This window comes from Amphibacillus marinus, assembly GCF_900110345.1.
In the GTDB taxonomy this organism is placed as follows: Bacteria; Bacillota; Bacilli; order Bacillales; family Amphibacillaceae; genus Amphibacillus_D; species Amphibacillus_D marinus.
Map to the genome: position 1 here is coordinate 34,037 of NZ_FODJ01000015.1, position 19,827 is coordinate 53,863.

The window sequence follows — 19,827 nt, forward strand, 5'->3', positions numbered from 1 at the left end:
ATGTGTTGAAGATATTAGTTGTTTGTGGTGCAGGATTAGGGAGTAGCTTTGCCTGTCAGATGAGTGTAGAGAGTGTCTTGCAGGATATTGGCGTGGAAGCCGATTTAGATCACTCAGATATTGCATCGGCAGCTGGCACTAGAGCAGATATTATTATTTCAGGCAAAAATTTCGAATCGCAATTCCAACGTTATGATTTACCCATGGATTTAATCTTTTTAGACCGACTAGTGGACAAGACAGAAATAGAAGAAAAGCTCGTTCCAGTGTTAAAAGCAAAGGGAGCGCTCTAAATTAAGGAGGTAATAAAATGGGGTTTATTGATTTTATTATTAATAGCATCTTAACGCAGGCTTCAATTACGATTGCATTAATTGCTTTTGCCGGGCTCTTATTGCAACGGAGACCTTTTGGTGAGGTGATGTCAGGTAGTTTTAAAACAATGCTTGGTTTCCTTGTCCTATCAGCAGGATCATCAATTATTGTCGGTTCCTTGCTTTACTTTGGTGAAATATTCTCTGAAGGCTTTGGCATGGAGGGGATTGTTCCTTCAATTGAGGCGATTAATGGTCAGGCCATGAATGAATTAGGCTTAGCCAATCAAATTGCCTTGACATTTCTAGCTATCTTTATTTTTAACATTTTATTAGCTAGGCTGACTAAATGGAAATATATCTTCTTAACAGGACAAGCTCTGCTTTGGATGGCTACCATTACCACCGTATTCGGCAGCGCAGCCGGTTTCACAGGAATAGGTCTTATCTTAATTGGTGGCCTTGTCGGTGGCATCTTTGCAGTAGCAATGCCGGCCATTGCACAGCCGATTGTTAAGAAAATAACGGGTAGCGATGATATTGCATTAGGCCATTTCTGTACCATTGGTTACCTGTTCGCAGCTGGTGTGGCTAAATTAGTTGGTAAAAATTCCGACTCTACCGAAAATATTAAATTTCCGAAAGGGCTAGGATTCTTATCTGATACCTACCTTTCTGTTGCAATTGTTATGGTGCCTTTATATGTCATAACAGCAGCGTTTGCGGGAGGAGAGTTTGGTACCGCACTATCAGGTGATGTCAATTACATCGTGTTTGCTTTCTTACAGGCGGTTCAATTTGTTGTGGGTGTCTATGTTTTACTGTCTGGAGTTCGGCTGTTACTAGGTGAGATTGTCCCTGCTTTTAGAGGAATTGCGCTTAAGGTTGTTCCTGATGCGAAGCCTGCTTTAGACTGCCCAGTCCTATTCCCATATGCTCCTAACGCTGTCACTGCTGGTTTCATTACGACAACTATCGGAACCGTGATCGCGATGTTCGTCCTACCATGGTTCGGGCTAGCTATGATTTTACCAGGTATGTTAACGAATTTCTTTGCTGGTGGAACTGCTGGTATCTTCATGAACGCTGTAGGTGGTAGAAGAGGGGTGTTAATTGGAGGTATTACGCATGGCTTCTTTATTACATTACTTCCAGCATTGCTTGTTCCTAGCTTTAATAGCTTGGGTTTTGTCAACACAACCGCTACTGATGTTGATACGGTAACAGCAGGGTTGTTATTTGAATGGTTAATTCAGCCGTTCATGAGTTTATTCGGCTAATTGAGGAGGGAGCCAGTGCCATTTTTTAAACGAAAAAAACAAGAACAGCAGCCAAAGACAGAAGAACAACAAACGGTAAAAAAAGAGCATCTCTTGGAAGAAATCGAAACCTATCAAAACAGGCTAGCAAATGGTGATAATGAAGATAGTGTTCCGTTGTTCAATATGCTAGGTAGTCTCTATTTTGAACTTGAAGATTATGATCAAGCTATTCATTTTTATGAGCAAAGCATTGAGCAAAAAAAAGCAATTGGCAAGGCGTTTACTGATTTGGTAAAACTGTACAATGTTAAGCGAAAACAAGCATCCAACGCAAAGGATCATCAAGCAGTGCAATATTATTTACAGAAATCTGATGAATTAATGAAGTTAACCAAAGATTCGATTAGAGAAAACATGTGAGAGGGGATACAATCATGTTAAAAAGTTTAGATCAGTTATTTAAAGAGAATGAAGGTAAGCGGGCAATTGGCTCTTTCAATGTCCATTGCTTGGAAATGTTACCAGCTATGTTAGAAGGGGCAAAGGAGCTTGATGCGCCAATTATCATTCAAACATCTCCTGGGACAGCGGAATATATCGGCTTGGACCTATTGGTTTCTAGCATGAACACGTTAGTGGAACGGTTGGGGATTAGTGCCTGTTTGCATATGGACCACTGTAAATCAATCGAGTTCTTGAAGGAAGCGATTGATGCCGGCTATACTTCAGTTATGTATGATGGCTCTAGCTTAGATCTGGAAGAGAATATTAAGAACACAAGAATCGTGACCAATTATGCAAGATCGAAACAGGTTTCAGTAGAAGGTGAAGTAGGAACGATTGGTGGCGCAGAGGATGGTTTGGTTGTAGTTGCAGAAGATGCTAGTTACACACATCCAGAAGATGCTTATCGATTCGTTAGGGAAACAAAAGTAGACGCAATAGCAGTAGCCATCGGGACAACCCACGGCCAATACAAATCAAAAGCCAAGATTAATTTTAATCTATTGACAGAACTCTCAGCTAACCTTCAGGATGTCGGGCTGGTATTACACGGTGGTACAGGGGTCTCAGATGAGGATATGCGCAATTGTGTCGCTCAAGGTATGAAAAAAGTAAACGTTGGAACAGAATTGAATAAATCTTATATTGAAGAAGTCAACGGGACATTTTCTTCAGCAACACCGTTGACCTCATTGCGTAAACTTCTATTACCTGCAAATAATAGAATAAAAGATATTGTTATAGAGAAATCAAGGCTGTTCCAACTTATGTAAGGAGTATTATACTATAAAAATTAATAAATTTACAGTGTAAGATAAAGAGAGTTACCATAAGAAGGGTTAGATAAGATGAGGAGAACCATTCTCATCTTATCTGGCTTTATCATGGCTATTTTTCCGTACTAGAGAACATAGTGAACCTTGTAGTAAAACCCAAACAGCTCAAGGTCAATGTATGTTAAATGTACAAAAAATTGCTCGTCTGAATTATAATCCTGAATGAGTTCTTGTGCGAAGATAATTGCTTGATCCGATCCTGATTTATTATTAAGTGTAGTGTTTAGAAACTCATCTGGTTCAACTAAAGTGAATGAAAATGTTGCTCCGTCCTCAGTTAAATCCAAGGCAAGCGTTGAGAGTGTTATTGTTCTAGAAATTGAAAAAAGTAAAATGTAAGTACTAATAAGAACTTATAGTGAAGTAAGTCCCCTAATTTTTATTTTTTGAAAAAAGCTAAGTTTCTTACTTGCGCTGAGCAGGTTAACGAAGCAACCGAGATTCACTGCTAACAAAACCCATCCGCCATATACTGTCATACTTTCAAGAATACCCAATTGAAAGAACAAAGACAATACGTAACCAATAGCGCAGGCAATGATGATGAAGCTTACAATTATATTTACAATGATAACCCTCTTCATTTAGTCACCTCCTATAAAGCCTTTTATTAAAATTAAACTATTTACTTCAAATAATAAACCATTTGCTCCTCATCATAATATCTATCTTGCCATTTTAATGCTCGCAGTTGCTTGCCGACCACCTCAAAACCAGTTGCTAGATACAACTGCTTAGCTGATTGGTTAGTCGTTACCACAGATAAATAGATTTGTTCTAATCCATCGAGTTGAGCAGCTTGTCCGATTGCACTGTTAACAAGCAGCTTTCCGATCCCTTTACCTCGTGCTTCTGGTTTTATATACATCGCAACAAGGTTAGCACGATGACTTAGCTTGACTAAGGTCTCCCTGACTAAGGTAATAACGCCAACTAGCTGTTTATCAATAAATGCCCCAAAGGTAAAAGTAGTTTCAGAAGAAAGGCGATCGTGATAGCTATTTTCAGTCTGATTTTTCTCTTCCCCGTAGCTAGTGGCAAATGCTTCGTGACTATTTTGGAGTGCTTCTAGTCTAATAGCTAAATAGCTTTCAGCATCATTTGATTTGAGTTGTCTAATTTCCATAACGTCGAGCCTGCCCTTCTAGGTAAAAGCTATTTTGCTATATTATACAGTATCCAGCTTGTATGTGTGTACCCATGAACGAAATCAATACCATCACTAGCTTCCCACTGATGAAAACCTAAAATATTAACAGGTAAAAAATAATAAACTTTTACTAAAAATGCATTGACAAAGATAGCGCTTTCATTTAAAATCCAAAGTAAGGTAACCGGTTACTTATTAACGGTTAATACAAACAAAGGTAGTCGATCTGAATGGAGCATAAAAAAGTAACAATCTACGATTTAGCAAGAGAGGCAGGTGTTTCCACTGCTACGGTTTCCCGTGTCATTGCTGGTAATTATCCAGTTAGTCAAGGAACGCGCGAGAAAGTACAGCAAATTATTGATCATTATAATTACCACCCCAATGCGCTTGCGAGAACCCTCAGTAATAAAAAGTCAAAGTTAATTGGCTTTATTACGCCTGCAATTACTAATCCATTTTTTTCACAGGTGTTTGTCGAGGTGGAGAAATCTGCACTAGAAAAAGGCTATTCCGTTTTGCTTGGCAATTCGCTGAATGACCGCGAGATCGAGGCGCGCTATATTCGCATGCTTTTGGAGCAACAGGCCGAGGGCATTATTCTATTAGGGGGGTTGATTAATGATAGCAATCCAGATCTAGAGCGGGTACAGGAACTCATTGCGATACAGAAACGCACCAAGCTAGTGATGATTAATGGCAGTGTTGAGGGGATGGGTAATTGCTCAATCAGTACAGATGAAGCTGCGGGCATGCGACTAATCATTGACCATTTAGTAAGGCAAGGCCACCGAAAAATTGGCTTGATTGGTGGTGTTAAAGGCATCACAACAACAGATATTAAGGTGAGCACCTTTAAAGCAGAGCTCAAGAAACATCAGTTAATTTTCAGAAAATCGTGGCAGTGTTACAGTGAATACAGTATTGAAGGCGGAGAGGATGGTTTTAAACAATTAATGAGCTTGAACAAAGAGGTACCCACAGCTTTAATTGGTATTAATGACATGGTTGGGGTTGGGATGATTAAAGCTTCTAAGCGTTATCCGAATCAGCACTTTGCTTTTGTTGGTTTTGATGACACAAGCTTAGCTCAGACATCTTCACCAGAGCTGACGAGTGTTCGTCATCCTTATGAGGAGCTAGGGAAGCGCGCAATTGAGATGATGGAAGCGAATGCGAAGGCGCAGCATGTCATGCTCGCACCATCATTGGTCGTTAAGGAGTCAACGGTAAAATCGATAAATAGAGTATAAAAATTTCCTCGCGAAGTAAACTTCGTAGTTAATTTTACTATTATAGTAACCGGTTACTATGGCTGCTGGTTACTACATAAGAAAGGTGATTAACATGACAAATAAGGACAACATGAACCTTGATTGGCGTTTTTTACAAGGGGAAGAGAAAAAGGCTTGGTATAAAGGGTTTGATGATCAGCATTGGCGCCATGTCCAGCTCCCGCATGATTGGTCGGTGGAATCCCCCTTCTCAAAGGCGCATTCAAGTGGAACGGGCTATTTACCAGGTGGGCTTGGTTGGTATCGCAAGTCATTTCTATTACCAGAGGGCATTGAAGATAAAAAAGTCACGTTGACAGTCGAAGGTGCTTATCAGAACGCAAAGCTGTGGGTTAATAGCTATTACTTAGGCTATCGCCCCTATGGTTACAGCACGTTCAGCTATGATATTTCTGATTTTATTACAGCGGGAGACAATGTGCTTGCGATTAGATTGGATCACCCATCAACAAGTGACTCACGCTGGTTTACCGGCTCTGGTATTTATCGCAATGTTTACTTAACGGTTCAAGCTCAAACACGGATTGTACCAGAAAGCACCTTCTACTATACAGAAGCTGCTGACAAAAATAGTGCAACCGTTGCAATCGAAACAGTAGTTGAAAATGCGACTGCTCAGCAGAGGGACCTTGAAATTGTAAGCGCTCTATACAGTGAAACAGGGCAGCTGAAAGCTGAAAGCTCTCAGATTGTGACTTTGCAGGCTGGTGTGACGGAACAGTTGGCATTCGAGTTAGCTGTTAAACAGCCTCAGTTATGGTCGCCTGACACGCCGTACTTGTATCAATTAAAGACCTGTGTGTTTCAAGGGGAAGCACTCGTTGATGAGCAAACAATCCCAGTTGGAATTAGGACCATTAAGTTTGATGCGGAAACGGGCTTTTTCTTAAATAAGCAGCCAACACTATTAAAAGGGGTATGTGTCCATCATGATGCCGGTACGTTAGGTGCTGCTGTGCCTAAGGCGGTATGGCGTCGGCGACTGGAAAAGTTTAAAGACCTTGGTGCCAATGCGATTCGAATGAGTCACAATCCCCCGGCCCCAGACCTATTGGCTTTATGTGATGAACTGGGTTTCTTGGTTATTGATGAAATTTTCGATGAATGGGAAGGCCCGAAAAACAAATGGTCAACAGGGCATAACGTCTATCCTCCAAAGCATGATGGCTATTTTGAGCATTTTCCGGATTGGGGTGAACGTGATTTGAAGGACTGGGTGCGAAGAGATCGTAATCACCCGTCAATTATTGCATGGAGTATTGGTAATGAAATCGATTATCCCAATGATCCGTATTGCCACCCATCATTTAAGGAAATGACCGGTAACAATGATAAGGATAAACCAGTTGAAGAGCGCAGGTACGATCCCAATAAGCCAAATGCAGAGCGGCTTGTCAGCATTTCCAAAAAACTAGTCAGTTATGTTAAGGAAATTGATCAGACCAGACCGGTCACCGCAGCGTTAGCTTATCCCGAGCTGTCGAGCTTAACTGGACTGTCAGATACATTAGATATTGTTGGCTATAACTACAAAGAACACCTCTATGAACAGGATCACGAGCGAAAGGCAAGCCAAGTTATCTACGGTAGTGAAAATAGCCACAGTGTTGACAATTGGTTAGAGGTGGTCAATCGTCCTTACATTTCAGGTCAATTCTTATGGACTGGCATTGATTTTCTTGGCGAGGCGCAGGGGTGGCCAATTAGGGGTTCAATGGCTGGTCTACTTGACTTGGCTGGTTATGAAAAACCGGGCTACTATTTGCGTAAAAGCTTATGGTCACAGATGTTATTCGGTAAATTGACTGTTGAGAAGTTGGGGAGTCACCGAGAAGCATTCATGTGGGATTACGCCACTAACGATCAAGTTATTATTCGAGGCTATACCAATGCATCCAAAGCGGAGTGCTTTGTTAATGGTCAATCGCTGGGAGTTAAACAACGATGGCAAATTGGCGAAGTGCCTGAGTGGCAGACAAGCTATCAAGCAGGAGAAGTTAAGCTAATCGTCTTAAGCGAAACGGGTGAGTCCTTTGAGGAGGTGATAGCCACACCAAGCCATGATCAATGCTTACTAAAAGCCGTAAGTGATCAAACAAGATTAGTAGCGAATGGTGAAGATATCTCTCATATAGAAGTGGTGCTTACCGATCACGAGGGGAGGCTAGTGCAGAAAGATCAAGAACAGATTGAAGTGAGCACTGCTGGTCCAATTGAAGTATTAGGCATTGAAAATGGTGACCTCACTGATTTGACACCATACTTTGCCGCACATCGGAAATTTTATCATGGACGTGTCTTGATTTACGTACGGAGTAAAACGGAGCCTGGTGAGGCCACGGTTCATATCAGTAGTACAGGTGCAACAGCTACAAACGTTAAGTTTACCATTGTTTAAATGATAAAAGGGAGGCGTTAGTAATGTTGAAGAAAATTGGTTGGGTCTTGCTTTTGCTGGTTATGTTTGTTTTAGTGGCGTGTGGGGATGATGATATTACGATTGGTGATGATGGTACTTCTGACAATGGGTCAGACAATGTGAGTGGGGATAAAACCACTGTTCGTTTCTCTTATTGGGGGGGCGACTTTGATCAAGAACGGATGGAGAAGATTAAAGCTGCCTTTGAAGAACAAAATGATACGATTCATGTCGAGCTCGTCAATGTTCCAGATGGTGAATATGACCAGCACCTGTTAACCCGCTTTGCGTCTGGTGATGTCTATGACATTGTTCAGCTTGCCGAAAATTCTTATTATTTCTCTGCTCGAGGTGTGTTGGAGGATTTAACACCATGGGCTGAAGAAGATGCGAATTTTGATTTGGATGATTTCTATGAAGTGGGGATTGAAGGCTATACCCATAATGATCGGTTATATGGGCTACCGCTTCGGCTGGGGACGGTCATGATGTTTTATAACAAGGATTTACTTGATCAACAAGGCTTAGCTTATCCAGATGAGCATTCGACCTGGGAAGAGATTATTGAAATGGCTGAAGCGATTACCAACCCAGCTGAGGGCACATTTGGTATGAACCCATTAGGTGGCTGGTGGGCAAGTACAAGTCAGTTTACCCGCTCCCATGGCGTGAGAATGCTGAGTGAGGATTTCACAGAATTTCAATTAGATTCGCCAGCAGGTATTGAAGTAATTGAGAAAATGCAATATTTAGTTAACGATTTAAATGTGGCGCCAAATACCTCGCAAATTCCAGAGGGGATTGATCTTTGGACCAGTGGACGACAAGGCTTCTTAATTGATGGGCCATGGCATATTCTATCTAGTCGAGCAAACATCATGGACTTTGAGTGGGATATGACAAGTGCGCCAACCATGACTGGTGTTGCGGATACTGCCCCAACATTCTCAAACGCTTTTCATATCGCCGAGGCATCGGCTAATAAGGATGCTGCCTGGGAGGTTATCAAATTCTGGACAGGAACTGAAGCGCAGGAGATTCTAGCCAGTGAGCATGCGGAGACCCCATCGCGCCGTTCAGTGGCGGAATCAGATGCCTACTTAGCCATTGGTGATATCGGCCCGGAAAACTTTGCTTCCACTCTTGCTGCGGTTGAAGGTGCATTCCCGCCCGAGGCTTCATTAATGTGGAGTGAAATTAACGAAGAGGTGCAAAATCGGTTATCGAGAATTGTGAATTTGGAAGAGCCTGTTGACGCTGAAATGGAGGCGCTTAGACGGGATGTTGAACCGATTCTTGAAGAACAAGCAAGACTACTAGAAAGCTTTCAATAAAGCGTGAGAATGGCTAATTACTAGGGGTATAACCTCTAGTAATTAGCTAAATTGCACAAGGGAGGGTTTTTCTTATGAATAATGAAAAAAAGAAGTTTTGGCTCTATATCGCTCCTTTTATCATTGGCTTTACTTTATTTACACTCGGACCAATGCTTGCATCAATTTACTTAAGCTTTACCCGCTATGATGTACTGACCTCTGCTGAGTGGATCGGGATTGGTAACTACACAAGCCTGTTTCAGAATGATCGCTTCTGGACGCTATTTGGCAATACGCTTTACTATGTATTCATAGGTGTACCTATTAATGTTGTCGCATCACTCATTGTAGCACTTGTTCTCTATCGGAACATCCCGGCAATATCTTTTTTTAGAACAACCTTTTACCTACCATCAATCTTTGGTGGTGTTGCGATTTTAATCTTATGGAATTACATGCTTGCGCCGGGCTTCCAGGGCGAAAATGTTGGGGTTATTAATGCCCTGTTAGCAATGGTTGGCATTGATGGACCAGGCTGGTTAAGTGATCCAAATTGGGCAAAGCCCGCCATTATTATGACGCAGCTATGGGGTGTGGGTGGCAATATGCTGATTCTGTTGCCAGCACTAGCAAGTGTGCCGCAAGATCAGCTTGAAGCGGCAGACATTGATGGTGCGTCATCAATTAGAAAGTTCTTCTCAGTCGTTATTCCTCAAATAAGCCCCTCATTGTTCTTTATGCTCACAATGGGGATGATCAATACCTTTAAAATGTTTAATGAGCCCATGATTTTACCCGGAGCTGATCGGCAGTGGACCGATACGTTAATGGTCCATTTATATAGCAATGCCTTTGAGAATTATCGGATGGGCTATGCCTCTGCTTTAGCATGGGTCATGTTTGTCATCATTATGTTCTTCACCCTTATCCAATTGGGGTTAGGGAAGAAGTGGGTGCATTATGAATAATAAGCAAATAAAGAATTTGAAGGAAATATCAGTATTACCACTGAAAGTCAAACTATTAATAGCGCTAAAGTATGGTTTTTTAATTGGATTAACCATTGTGTTTTTAATTCCCTTGGTTTGGACACTATCTGGTTCGTTTAAGCCGTCAGGACGGATTTTCACTTTGCCAATTCAGTGGATTCCAGCAACCTTTCACTGGGAGAATTATGCGAATTTACTTGATCGTTTTCCGTTTTTTCGATTTGCTTTAAATAGCCTTGTTTTAGTTGGATTTAATATGGTCTTTACCATCATTTCGTCCTTACTTGTTGCATACGGTTTTGCCCGTTTTAGACATCCATGGAATCAGAAATTGTTTATTTTTGTGCTAGCAACCATGATGATTCCGCCACAGGTCACCTTAATTCCCCAGTTCTTAATTTTTTCCAAGTTAGGCTGGGTAGATAGCTATTTGCCGTTAATTGTGCCTAATTTATTTGGCAATGCCTTTAACATTTTCCTCATGCGACAGTTTATTATGGGGATACCGCGGAGTTTAGATGAGTCTGCCTATATGGACGGAGCCAATTCATTTAAAATATTAACAAAAATTATCGTGCCACTGTGTATGCCGGTAATTATCACCATTGGTGTGTTTACCTTTAATAGTAACTGGAACGACTTTATGGGACCATTAATCTATTTAAGTACACAGGCTAAGTATCCATTACAGCTTGCTCTTTATACATTGGATGCCGGGCGCCAGGGTATTACTGACTTTGGGATGTTATTTGCCGCTTCAATTGTTGCGCTTATCCCACCAATGTTTTTATTTGTTTTCCTACAGAAGCACGTGATGGCTGGAATAAAGATCGGTGGTTCCATCAAAGGATAATTTGATTAGGGGGGACGACACTTATGTATTTAGAAAATCAACCGATCCTACAAAAGCTGTACACATTAGCAATCTGGATATCACGCCTCGCAACAGTCAACTTACTTTGGCTCAGCTTTACTGTGCTAGGCTTAGGTTTATTTGGTATCGGCCCTGCCACAGCGGCAATGAGTGCGGTCATTAGTCGCTGGATAGATAGTGACATTAGCTTCTCTATTGTACGCGTTTTTGTTAGCGTTTTTCGCAAGTATTTCTTTAAGACCAATCTGATTTTTTTGAGCTTAGCATTAATAGCGAGTGTGCTTGTTTACAATTACGCGTTTATTGAAGCAAATAATCTGCCTGTTTTTTACCGTGTCGTCACCCTAGCCATGGGTGTAATCCATCTGTTAATGAGTATCATCATCATTCCGTTATACACCAATAATGATGTTGGTATTGTGACGTTATTTAAAACGAGTGCTCTATTTGTAGTTGGTTATCCGGTAAACTCGATTATTATTGCTGTGACGGCAGCAGGATTAATTATCATACAGTTGTTTATGCCTGGGCTGCTTTTCTTTTTTTCAGGAAGTGGTATCACCTTTGTTGTCGTATTACGCATGAAAAAAGCAATAGCTAAAACGCGTGCAATACAAAATGAACGACTAGAAAACACTTAGTCTTATTGGAAGCAAAAAATGTATAATTGCAATTCATTAGCTAGATAATAAAAAGAGTTGGCGAACGAACCATTTAAGTAATCCTATAACTAAAACGCAATGATAAGCTACCAGCACTTTTGTGAAAATGGTTTAAAAATCTAGTTGACAATTAGTTTTGAAAGCGTTATTGTGTAATTATTAAATGAATAAAACATAATTCGGATTGTCACTGGAAACAGGCAACACTGAAAATAATCAGCTTATGATTACTTTTTGTGTTGCCTTTTTATGTTTTTTAGGAGGGGAAGAATGAAACTATATCAAGTACTAAACAATAATGTTGTTACTTCTTTAGTAGATGGAAAAGAGATCATTATCATTGGGACTGGTATTGGTTTCAAGAAAAAACAAAACGACGAGATTGACGAAAGTAAAATTCAGAATAAGTTTTACCCAGCTAACAATACTCTAGCCCAACAAACGATTCAACAGATGGAAGATGTCCCTGAAGAAATTATTGATATTGTCGTCAAGATAGTGAAGAAAGCCGAGCAAGATATAGGTAGAGAGTTGAATAATGGTATTTATTTCACACTGGTCGACCACATTTCCTTTGCGCTCGAGCGACATAGAAAAAAGCAGGAAATCAAAAATGTGTTATTGTGGGATATTAAAAGATTGTATAAAAAAGAGTTTGAGATTGGTAAATATGGTGTGCAGTTATTAAATGAAACCTATGACGTGCAACTTACGGAAGAAGAAGCCGCCTTCATTGCTGTTCATGTCATGAATGCAGAGTTTAATGTAGGTATTGATATGATGGAATCCATGACGCGCATTATTAATGAAGTGGTTAAGATTATTGAGTACTACTTCAAAATCGAGTTAGATAAAGATAGTCTGTTTTATTTAAGATTAGTTAACCATTTGAAATTTTTTGCTCAGCGTGTCCTAAATGGTACACCATACAGTGATAAGGAAAACATATTGTTGGATGTCATTCGCAGCAATTATGTAGAGCCCTTTGCGTGCTCGTGTCAGATCAAAGCGTTCATGTTAGAGAAATATGATTGTAAGTTAACTGAAGAGGAATTAGTTTATTTAACGATCCATATTCAAAGATTAATCGATACGAATAATTAGAGGATTGTCACTGGTCATGCAGGCAACACCTAGATGAAGGCTATTAACTATAGCTATTCCTAGGTGTTTTTTATTTTTCGATAAATATTAAGGGAGGAAATGAACATGAAAAATCAAAGTTTATATATAAATATTTTAGATAATATTGGCGGTAAAGAAAATATCTCAGATGTTGCTCATTGCATGACACGTTTGAGAATTGCTTTGAAAGATACCAAAAAGGTAAATTTAGAGGCACTAAATAATTTAGAAGGTAGTATGGGAGCAGTTTTAAAAGGAAATCAAGTGCAGATTATTATTGGAAATAACATTGCACAAACATATAACCAATTCACAGAATTTATTCAGTTTGATGAAAATGCTGTTCAAAATAGTTCAGCAAAAACAAAAGGGAATTTGTTAGAGAAAGGGCTAAATAACCTTGCTAGTATCTTTAATCCTGTTGTACCAGCATTAGCGGGATCTGGGATGCTTAAAGCCTTTCTGGTTATCTTCCGGTTAACAGGAATTCTATCTGATCAAAGTGAGACTTACTTTATTCTTAATACCGTGTCAGATGCAGTATTTTATTTCTTGCCGATTCTTTTAGCTTACTCAGCATCAAAAGTTTTTAAATGTAATACCTTTGTTGCGGTGGCGCTGGCAGGTGCATTAATGCACCCCGGTTTTACCAACCTAATGGCAGAAGGCACAACGCAACTCAGTTTTATTGGGTTACCTATTAATTTAATGAGCTATGCATCGAGTGTGTTACCGGCGGTTTTTGGGGTATGGTTCTTGTCTTATGTGGAACGCTTTTTCAATAAATTTGTACCGAATGCCTTTAAAATTGTCTTCGTTCCAGCGTTTACGTTATTGATTGCCGTACCTATTACGTTAATGGTTGTCGGCCCTGTGGCTACTTATATAAGTAACTATATTAGTGGTGGAATTGAATTTCTAGTGGAAAGAGGCGGTATCCTTGCCGGAATTATTTATGGTGGGCTCCAGTCTACTATCGTCGTCGCAGGCTTACAGCATGGTATTCTGCCATTACAAATAGATGCAATTGCACGGACAGGCTACAACTTATACTCACCGATCTCAGGAAATAACAATGTCGCTCAAGCCGGCGCTTCTTTTGGAGTATGGTTGAAGAGTAAAAATATTCGCAATAAATCAGTTGCTGCCAGTGCGAGTATTTCGGCATTATTGGGTATTAGCGAACCAGCAGTTTACGGTGTGACGTTAAGATTAAAGCGCCCATTCTTAGCGGCGGCTATTGGTGCTGCTACTGGTGGGGCAATTGCCGGTGGATTTGGCGCACAAGCATATGCAATTGGGGGGCCATCATTTGTGACCCTGCCAATGTTTATTAGCGACACGAATCCATACAATGTAATTGTCGTTGCAGGTGCTTTTACCGTTTCATTCATTGTGGCAGCGATTCTTACCTGCATATTGGGCTTCGAAGAAATTATTGACGATCATAAGTCAGAAAGAAAAGAAGAATTAGGCGTTGTTGGTGATGAGTGGATAGAATTAGCTTCTCCAGTTGAGGGCAAGGTCGTTCCAATTGAAGAAGTTAATGATCAAGTCTTTTCATCAAAGTCGATTGGAAATGGTGTCGCAATTGAACCAAGCAGTAATAAGGTATATGCGCCAGCTTCAGGCGTTGTTGAACTTGTATTTAAGACCCAGCATGCAATTGGAATAAAGACCAATGAAGGAGTAGAAATCTTAATTCATTTGGGCATTGATACGGTCAGACTTGACGGCAAGTACTTTAATACAATGGTGAAGGAAGGGGATACAATTGAAAGGGGGGATCTAATTGGTGAATATGATTATATCAAAATTAGAGAAGAAGGATTTGCTGCTACAGCCATTATGGTCGTTACCAATAGCAAGACGTTTCCTGAGCACTTTATTAGTGACACGGTAAATACGAGTAGAGCAGAGCCTATTATGAAAATAAATATAGAAAGAGGGACGAATTAATGAATAATATAACATTTCCTAAAAACTTTATGTGGGGTGGCGCAATAGCTGCCAATCAATGTGAGGGTGCTTGGAATATCGATGGAAAGGGTGCATCAACTGCGGATGTTATGACAGCAGGTGATAAGCACACACCAAGAAGAATTACGATGGATTTAGAAGAAGGGGCGTTCTATCCAACGCATGAAGCAATTGATTTCTATCATCGATACAAGGAAGATATAGCACTGTTTGCCGAAATGGGCTTTAAGACATTGCGTGTTTCCATTGCCTGGTCGCGTATTTTTCCAAATGGAGACGATGCGCAACCAAACGAAAAAGGATTACAGTTTTACGAAGACTTGTTTAAAGAATTGAAAAAGTACAATATTGAACCATTAGTCACACTTTGGCATAATGAAACACCATTAAACTTAGTGAAAGCCTATAATGGTTGGGCTTCAAGGGAGTTAGTTAATTTCTTTGCAACCTATTGTGAAACAGTCTTTAAGCGCTATAAAGGCTTAGTAAAGTATTGGATTACTTTTAATGAAATTAATGCCTTGATGCGTCCGTTAGGGAACTGGAACCACGGTGCGATAATACATGAAGGTACCGAGTATTTCATTCATCAAAAAGATAACGTTAATATGAGGTTCCAAGCTTTACATCATCAGTTTGTCGCGAGTGCAAAAGCGGTCAAGCTTGCCCACGAGATAGATGATCATTATCAAGTGGGCTGTATGATCTGTTATATTACGACGTATCCACTGACCTGTAACCCAGCGGATATTTTAAAAGCGCAAAAAGAAGATCATGTTCTAAATTTATTTAGCTCAGATGTACAGGTTTTTGGAAACTATCCTTACTATATTAAGAAATATTTTAAAGAGAATAGTATTAATATCATAACAAATGAAGAAGATGATCGTATTCTCAAAGAGGGCACAGTAGATTTTTATTCACTGAGCTATTATATGTCTGTATGTACAAGTGAAGAAAGTAAGGAAGAAAAGGTTGATGGTAATATTATGGGGGGATTCAAAAATCCATATCTTGAAACATCAGATTGGGATTGGCAAATTGACCCTATGGGTCTACGCTGGACACTGCACCACGTCTATGATCGCTATCAAATTCCTGTGATGGTTACTGAAAATGGTCTTGGTGCAAAGGACAATGTTGAGGCAGATGGCAGTATTCACGACGATTATCGAATTGCTTATCTAAGAGACCATATTGTTGAAATGGGTAAGGCGATCGAAGAAGGAGTCGACTTGATTTGCTATACACCATGGGGGTGTATTGACTTAGTGAGTGTTTCGACTGGAGAAATGGAGAAAAGATATGGCATGATCTATGTGGATAAAGATAATAAAGGAAACGGTACTTTAGCCAGACAAAAAAAGGATTCGTTCTTTTGGTATCAAAAAGTAATTGAATCTAATGGTGCGTTAATCTAATATAGCAAAATAACCAGCTAAGACCATTTTTCATAGCTGGTTATTTTTTGATAGTTGATGAAGAAGCATAGAAATGAAGAATTCTGAAGCTAGTATGTAGCGTTTATTGACAATGAAATTTGGAATTGATTGAATTTATGAAAGGGTATTGCAAAACGACAAAAAGCATGATAATATGACCTTAATCAAATAACAAGTCGACGTGTTACTGGTGATGCAGGCAAGATCGGATTGAAATACTTTGTCAAGGAGTCAGCTCTTTGTGAAGGCGGTATTTCAGTTGGATCTTTTTTTGTGCGCTATTTTCGCTAATTGGCCATTGGTGAAGGGCGTAATTCATTGAAAGAAGGTAAAAGAGATGGATTATCAAAAAATTGCTCAAGATATTCTTGAGCATGTAGGTGGAGCGAATAATGTAAGAGGGTTAACACATTGCTTTACAAGGTTACGGTTTGTTCTGAAGGATAAGAAAAAGGCAAGCAAAGATGTGCTAGAGCGCTTAGAGGGTGTTATTTCCGTTGTAGAGAGTGGCGGGCAGCTTCAGGTTGTGTTAGGAGCAAAAGTAACCAAGGTGTTTGAAGCTATTTCACCACTGGTTGATATTGATGAGACTGCTGCTGAAGAGCCTCAGGAACAGGGAAACATTTGGAATCGCATTTTAATTGCAATCTCAACCATGTTTACGCCGATGGTACCAGCTATTGCGGCATCAGGACTGATGAAAGGTCTCTTAACGGTTGCTCGAATCATTGCAGCTGACCGTGGGATTGATATTACTGGTGATCAGACGTATATTATTTTACTTGGTGCTACCGATGCTATTTTCTATTTCATGCCAATTATATTAGCCTACACAAGTGCCAAGGTATTTAAGGCAAATGAGTTTATCGCAATGGCACTGGGTGGAACGATGTGTTATCCGGCGATTGTTGGGCTGATGACTGGTGAAGAAGCTGTGCAGATGTTTGGTGTTGGTCTAACCCAAGCAAACTATGCCTCATCCGTTATTCCGATTATTATTGGTGTTTTTATTCTGTCATATGTACAAAAGTTTCTTGAAAAGATCACCCCTGAGGTTTTAAAAATTGTTGTGGTCCCAGGTATATCACTATTTGTTATGGTGCCAGCAACATTTATGGTTTTTGGTCCAATTGGTATTTACATTGGTAACGGTATTAGCTTTTTGTATACGGGTATGATGAATATTAGTCCTATCCTATGCGGAGCCTTTATTGGTGGTATGTGGTGCGTATTTGTCGTCTTTGGTGCGCACCGTGCGTTACTCCCGATTGGAATTAATGATGTTGCGCTTTATGGCCAACAGAATCTATTAGCATTTGCAGGTGCGGCTAACTTCTCGCAAGGTGGTGCAGCGCTAGGTGTGATGATGCGTACACGTGATAAGAACTTGAAAACGGTTGCTGCTTCCTCCATGCTGTCAGCAGCGATTTGTGGGATTACTGAGCCGGCTATTTATGGCTGTAACCTACGTTTAAAGAAGCCAATGGTTTATGCGATTATTTGTGGTACGATTGGTGGCGCCATTATGGGTGCTGGCGGTGTTTATGGCGATTCGTTTGCTAACAATGGGGTGTTAACGTTAGCGACCTATGCTGCTTTTGGTTTGACTAAATTTTTATTCTATCTTGCTGGTATCGGGGTTGCCTTTTTCGGTGCAGCTATTTTAACGTATGTTCTTGGGTTCGATGATCTTGTAACCAACGAAGCAACGAATGATCGTGCTGAGAACAAAATGAAAATTCCATTCACCGGTGATTCAGACATTGTCATTCCATCACCAGTAGCAGGTGAAGCGGTACAGCTAGCTAATGTAAGTGATGAAGTATTTGCGTCAGAAGCGCTTGGCAAAGGGATTGCTGTTATTCCTGAAAAAGGGGAAGTTATTGCACCTGCTGATTGTACCGTGCTAATGATTTATCCAACACTACACGCACTCGGCTTGCGCTTAGATAGTGGTGTAGAACTTATTATTCATGTAGGGATCGATACAGTCAATTTAGCGGGCCGCTTTTTTGAAAAGCATGTAGATGAAGGGACGCATGTTATGAAGGGGACAAAGCTATTGTCCTTTGATATAAAAGCAATTAATGAAGCGGGCTTTGATACGGTGACCCCAATTGTAGTCAGTAACACAGCAGACTATCAACAGGTAGATGGCGCCGCTACAGCTCGGGCTGATCTAACGAGTGACGTCATTTTAATTAAAAAATAATAAAAACAAAAAAAGGGGCAATCAGCATGACTAATTTTCCAGATCATTTCTTATTCGGTGCTTCATCATCAGCCTTTCAAATTGAAGGTGCTTGGGATGAAGATGGCAAAGGTAAGACTGTTGCAGATCATAATGCATTTAAACGGTCGCATTTACAGGCAGACAGCAAGGTAGCGAGTGACTTTTACCACCGTTATCAAGAAGATATTGCTTTAATGAAAGAATTAGGGATTAAGGTGTATCGCTTCTCAATTTCGTGGGCACGGATTATTCCTGGTGGCGATGGTGATATTAACCAAAAAGGAATTGACTTTTATAATAAAGTCATTGACTGTTTAATTAAACATGATATTATGCCAATGGTGACACTTTATCATTTTGACTTACCGTATGCACTTGTTGAGAAGTATAATGGTTGGGAAGCAAGAGCTTGTATTTATGCGTTTGAACGTTATGCGAAGGTCTGCTTTGAGGCGTTCGGTGACAGGGTCAAGTATTGGCAGGTGCACAATGAACAAAACTTAATGATCCGTGTCGATGAGCGGATGAATATAACTGAGACAGACCCTTGGAAGGCAGACAAAATTCGGGCGCAAATGGATTACCATATGTTCTTAGCCCACGCTCTAGCGGTCAATGCCTGTCATGACTTAGTGATTGATGGCAAGGTAGGTCCTGCGGTATCGTCAACCTGTACCTATCCATCTACCAACAAGCCAGAGGATGTGTGGGCGGCCAAGCTCAATGATTGGTTTAAAACAAATTATTGCCTTGATATCCACTTTACTGGTGAGTACCCGGGCTACTATATGCGTTATTTACAGGAACGGGATATTGTCCCAACTATGGAAGATGGCGATCAAGCCCTATTAAAAAGCGCAAAGATGGACTATATCGCTGTGAATTATTATCGGACCCTATCGGCAAGCTATTTGCCAGTAGATGCTGATCATCCAATTGGAAGTCGTGCTTTTCGGACAAATCAAGTTGATTTTGATCAATATGGTTATTTTAAAGATGACAAGAACTCGCACTTAGAGGCAAGCGAGTATGGTGCTCAGATTGACCCGATGGGATTGCGGATTGTTTTAAATGAATACTACCAGCGTTACCGGTTACCAATGATTGTCACTGAAAATGGTTTAGGTGCTGGCGATGTGTTGACTGAGGATAAAAAAGTCCATGATGACTATCGAATTGATTATATTAGAGATCACATTAAAGCCTGTGCATTAGCGATTGAGGATGGTGTAGAGCTGTTCGGTTACTCGCCTTGGGCAGTGATGGATATTCTTAGTTCACATCAAGGCTTTAAGAAACGGTATGGCTTTATTTATATTGATCGCGATGATCATAATTTAAAGCAATTGGAGCGAATTAAAAAAGATAGCTTCTTCTGGTATCAGCAGGTTATTAAATCAAATGGAGCTGATTTATAAGCAAAGCA

17 protein-coding genes are annotated in these 19,827 nt (G+C 40.3%); 15 read left to right on the forward strand and 2 right to left on the reverse strand.

Annotated features, from left to right (window positions below; translation table 11 throughout):
* The first annotated feature begins 2 nt into the window (after positions 1 to 2).
* The 4 genes from BM000_RS15450 to BM000_RS15465 are packed head-to-tail and all read left to right on the forward strand — an operon-like array spanning position 3 to position 2,853.
* Positions 3 to 293: a PTS sugar transporter subunit IIB gene (locus BM000_RS15450; RefSeq protein ID WP_091500107.1), complete on the forward strand. Its 291-nt coding sequence runs from the start codon at positions 3 to 5 to the stop codon at positions 291 to 293.
* A gap of 17 nt (positions 294 to 310) precedes the next feature.
* Positions 311 to 1,594, forward strand: coding sequence for a PTS sugar transporter subunit IIC (locus tag BM000_RS15455; protein WP_091500109.1), 1,284 nt, complete (start codon positions 311 to 313; stop codon positions 1,592 to 1,594).
* Positions 1,595 to 1,609: 15 nt separating this feature from the next.
* On the forward strand, positions 1,610 to 1,996 hold the full coding sequence (locus BM000_RS15460) for a tetratricopeptide repeat protein (protein ID WP_091500111.1): 387 nt from the start codon (positions 1,610 to 1,612) through the stop codon (positions 1,994 to 1,996).
* Between the two features lie 14 nt (positions 1,997 to 2,010).
* Entirely contained in the window at positions 2,011 to 2,853 is an 843-nt protein-coding gene (locus BM000_RS15465; protein WP_091500113.1) for a class II fructose-bisphosphate aldolase, read from the forward strand.
* A gap of 416 nt (positions 2,854 to 3,269) precedes the next feature.
* On the opposite strand, the gene BM000_RS15470 is transcribed toward BM000_RS15465, so the two are convergent.
* Positions 3,270 to 3,500 (reverse strand): hypothetical protein, encoded by a 231-nt coding sequence (locus BM000_RS15470; RefSeq protein WP_091500115.1) that lies wholly within the window; start codon positions 3,498 to 3,500, stop codon positions 3,270 to 3,272.
* Between the two features lie 41 nt (positions 3,501 to 3,541).
* Positions 3,542 to 4,042 (reverse strand): GNAT family N-acetyltransferase, encoded by a 501-nt coding sequence (locus BM000_RS15475; protein ID WP_091500116.1) that lies wholly within the window; start codon positions 4,040 to 4,042, stop codon positions 3,542 to 3,544.
* Between the two features lie 254 nt (positions 4,043 to 4,296).
* On the opposite strand from BM000_RS15475, the gene BM000_RS15480 reads away from it, so the two are divergent.
* The 11 genes from BM000_RS15480 to BM000_RS15530 all read left to right on the forward strand — a co-directional run bounded on the left by BM000_RS15480 (position 4,297) and on the right by BM000_RS15530 (position 19,819).
* Positions 4,297 to 5,319, forward strand: coding sequence for a LacI family DNA-binding transcriptional regulator (locus tag BM000_RS15480; RefSeq protein WP_091500118.1), 1,023 nt, complete (start codon positions 4,297 to 4,299; stop codon positions 5,317 to 5,319).
* Positions 5,320 to 5,413: 94 nt separating this feature from the next.
* Entirely contained in the window at positions 5,414 to 7,759 is a 2,346-nt protein-coding gene (locus tag BM000_RS15485) for a glycoside hydrolase family 2 TIM barrel-domain containing protein (RefSeq protein WP_091500119.1), read from the forward strand.
* Between the two features lie 23 nt (positions 7,760 to 7,782).
* Positions 7,783 to 9,114 (forward strand): ABC transporter substrate-binding protein, encoded by a 1,332-nt coding sequence (locus BM000_RS15490; RefSeq protein WP_091500121.1) that lies wholly within the window; start codon positions 7,783 to 7,785, stop codon positions 9,112 to 9,114.
* 74 nt (positions 9,115 to 9,188) lie between these two features.
* Positions 9,189 to 10,064, forward strand: a complete 876-nt coding sequence (locus tag BM000_RS15495; protein WP_091500123.1) for a carbohydrate ABC transporter permease — start codon at positions 9,189 to 9,191, stop codon at positions 10,062 to 10,064.
* Positions 10,057 to 10,938, forward strand: a complete 882-nt coding sequence (locus BM000_RS15500) for a carbohydrate ABC transporter permease (RefSeq protein ID WP_091500124.1) — start codon at positions 10,057 to 10,059, stop codon at positions 10,936 to 10,938. Before BM000_RS15495 ends, BM000_RS15500 begins: the two co-directional genes overlap by 8 nt.
* 23 nt (positions 10,939 to 10,961) lie before the next feature.
* A complete protein-coding gene (locus BM000_RS15505) occupies positions 10,962 to 11,600 on the forward strand; it encodes a YesL family protein (RefSeq protein ID WP_091500126.1) in 639 nt (212 codons plus the stop codon).
* Positions 11,601 to 11,891: 291 nt separating this feature from the next.
* Positions 11,892 to 12,725 (forward strand): BglG family transcription antiterminator LicT, encoded by an 834-nt coding sequence (gene licT, locus BM000_RS15510; RefSeq protein ID WP_177178327.1) that lies wholly within the window; start codon positions 11,892 to 11,894, stop codon positions 12,723 to 12,725.
* A 105-nt stretch (positions 12,726 to 12,830) separates the two neighbouring features.
* Positions 12,831 to 14,705: a beta-glucoside-specific PTS transporter subunit IIABC gene (locus BM000_RS15515; RefSeq protein WP_177178328.1), complete on the forward strand. Its 1,875-nt coding sequence runs from the start codon at positions 12,831 to 12,833 to the stop codon at positions 14,703 to 14,705.
* The gene (locus BM000_RS15520; protein ID WP_091500131.1) at positions 14,705 to 16,147 is read left to right on the forward strand and encodes a glycoside hydrolase family 1 protein; all 1,443 of its coding nucleotides are present in this window, start codon (positions 14,705 to 14,707) and stop codon (positions 16,145 to 16,147) included. Before BM000_RS15515 ends, BM000_RS15520 begins: the two co-directional genes overlap by 1 nt.
* A 358-nt stretch (positions 16,148 to 16,505) precedes the next feature.
* Positions 16,506 to 18,380 carry a beta-glucoside-specific PTS transporter subunit IIABC gene (locus BM000_RS15525; RefSeq protein WP_091500133.1) on the forward strand — a complete coding sequence of 625 codons (1,875 nt, stop codon included), beginning with the start codon at positions 16,506 to 16,508 and terminating at the stop codon, positions 18,378 to 18,380.
* A 26-nt stretch (positions 18,381 to 18,406) separates the two neighbouring features.
* Complete coding sequence (locus BM000_RS15530) at positions 18,407 to 19,819, forward strand: glycoside hydrolase family 1 protein (RefSeq protein ID WP_091500134.1); 1,413 nt, start codon at positions 18,407 to 18,409, stop codon at positions 19,817 to 19,819.
* The last annotated feature ends 8 nt before the right edge of the window (positions 19,820 to 19,827 follow it).

Bases quoted from the DNA above. Each gene is read 5' to 3' on its own strand.
- BM000_RS15485 (WP_091500119.1), top strand. From the start codon at position 5,414: ATGACAAATAAGGACAACATGAACCTTGATTGGCGTTTTTTACAAGGG.
- BM000_RS15505 (WP_091500126.1), top strand. From the start codon at position 10,962: ATGTATTTAGAAAATCAACCGATCCTACAAAAGCTGTACACATTAGCA.
- BM000_RS15475 (WP_091500116.1), bottom strand. From the start codon at position 4,042: ATGGAAATTAGACAACTCAAATCAAATGATGCTGAAAGCTATTTAGCT.
- BM000_RS15520 (WP_091500131.1), top strand. From the start codon at position 14,705: ATGAATAATATAACATTTCCTAAAAACTTTATGTGGGGTGGCGCAATA.
- BM000_RS15530 (WP_091500134.1), top strand. From the start codon at position 18,407: ATGACTAATTTTCCAGATCATTTCTTATTCGGTGCTTCATCATCAGCC.
- BM000_RS15470 (WP_091500115.1), bottom strand. From the start codon at position 3,500: ATGAAGAGGGTTATCATTGTAAATATAATTGTAAGCTTCATCATCATT.
- BM000_RS15515 (WP_177178328.1), top strand. From the start codon at position 12,831: ATGAAAAATCAAAGTTTATATATAAATATTTTAGATAATATTGGCGGT.
- licT (WP_177178327.1), top strand. From the start codon at position 11,892: ATGAAACTATATCAAGTACTAAACAATAATGTTGTTACTTCTTTAGTA.
- BM000_RS15495 (WP_091500123.1), top strand. From the start codon at position 9,189: ATGAATAATGAAAAAAAGAAGTTTTGGCTCTATATCGCTCCTTTTATC.
- BM000_RS15465 (WP_091500113.1), top strand. From the start codon at position 2,011: ATGTTAAAAAGTTTAGATCAGTTATTTAAAGAGAATGAAGGTAAGCGG.
- BM000_RS15525 (WP_091500133.1), top strand. From the start codon at position 16,506: ATGGATTATCAAAAAATTGCTCAAGATATTCTTGAGCATGTAGGTGGA.
- BM000_RS15500 (WP_091500124.1), top strand. From the start codon at position 10,057: ATGAATAATAAGCAAATAAAGAATTTGAAGGAAATATCAGTATTACCA.
- BM000_RS15490 (WP_091500121.1), top strand. From the start codon at position 7,783: ATGTTGAAGAAAATTGGTTGGGTCTTGCTTTTGCTGGTTATGTTTGTT.
- BM000_RS15480 (WP_091500118.1), top strand. From the start codon at position 4,297: ATGGAGCATAAAAAAGTAACAATCTACGATTTAGCAAGAGAGGCAGGT.
- BM000_RS15455 (WP_091500109.1), top strand. From the start codon at position 311: ATGGGGTTTATTGATTTTATTATTAATAGCATCTTAACGCAGGCTTCA.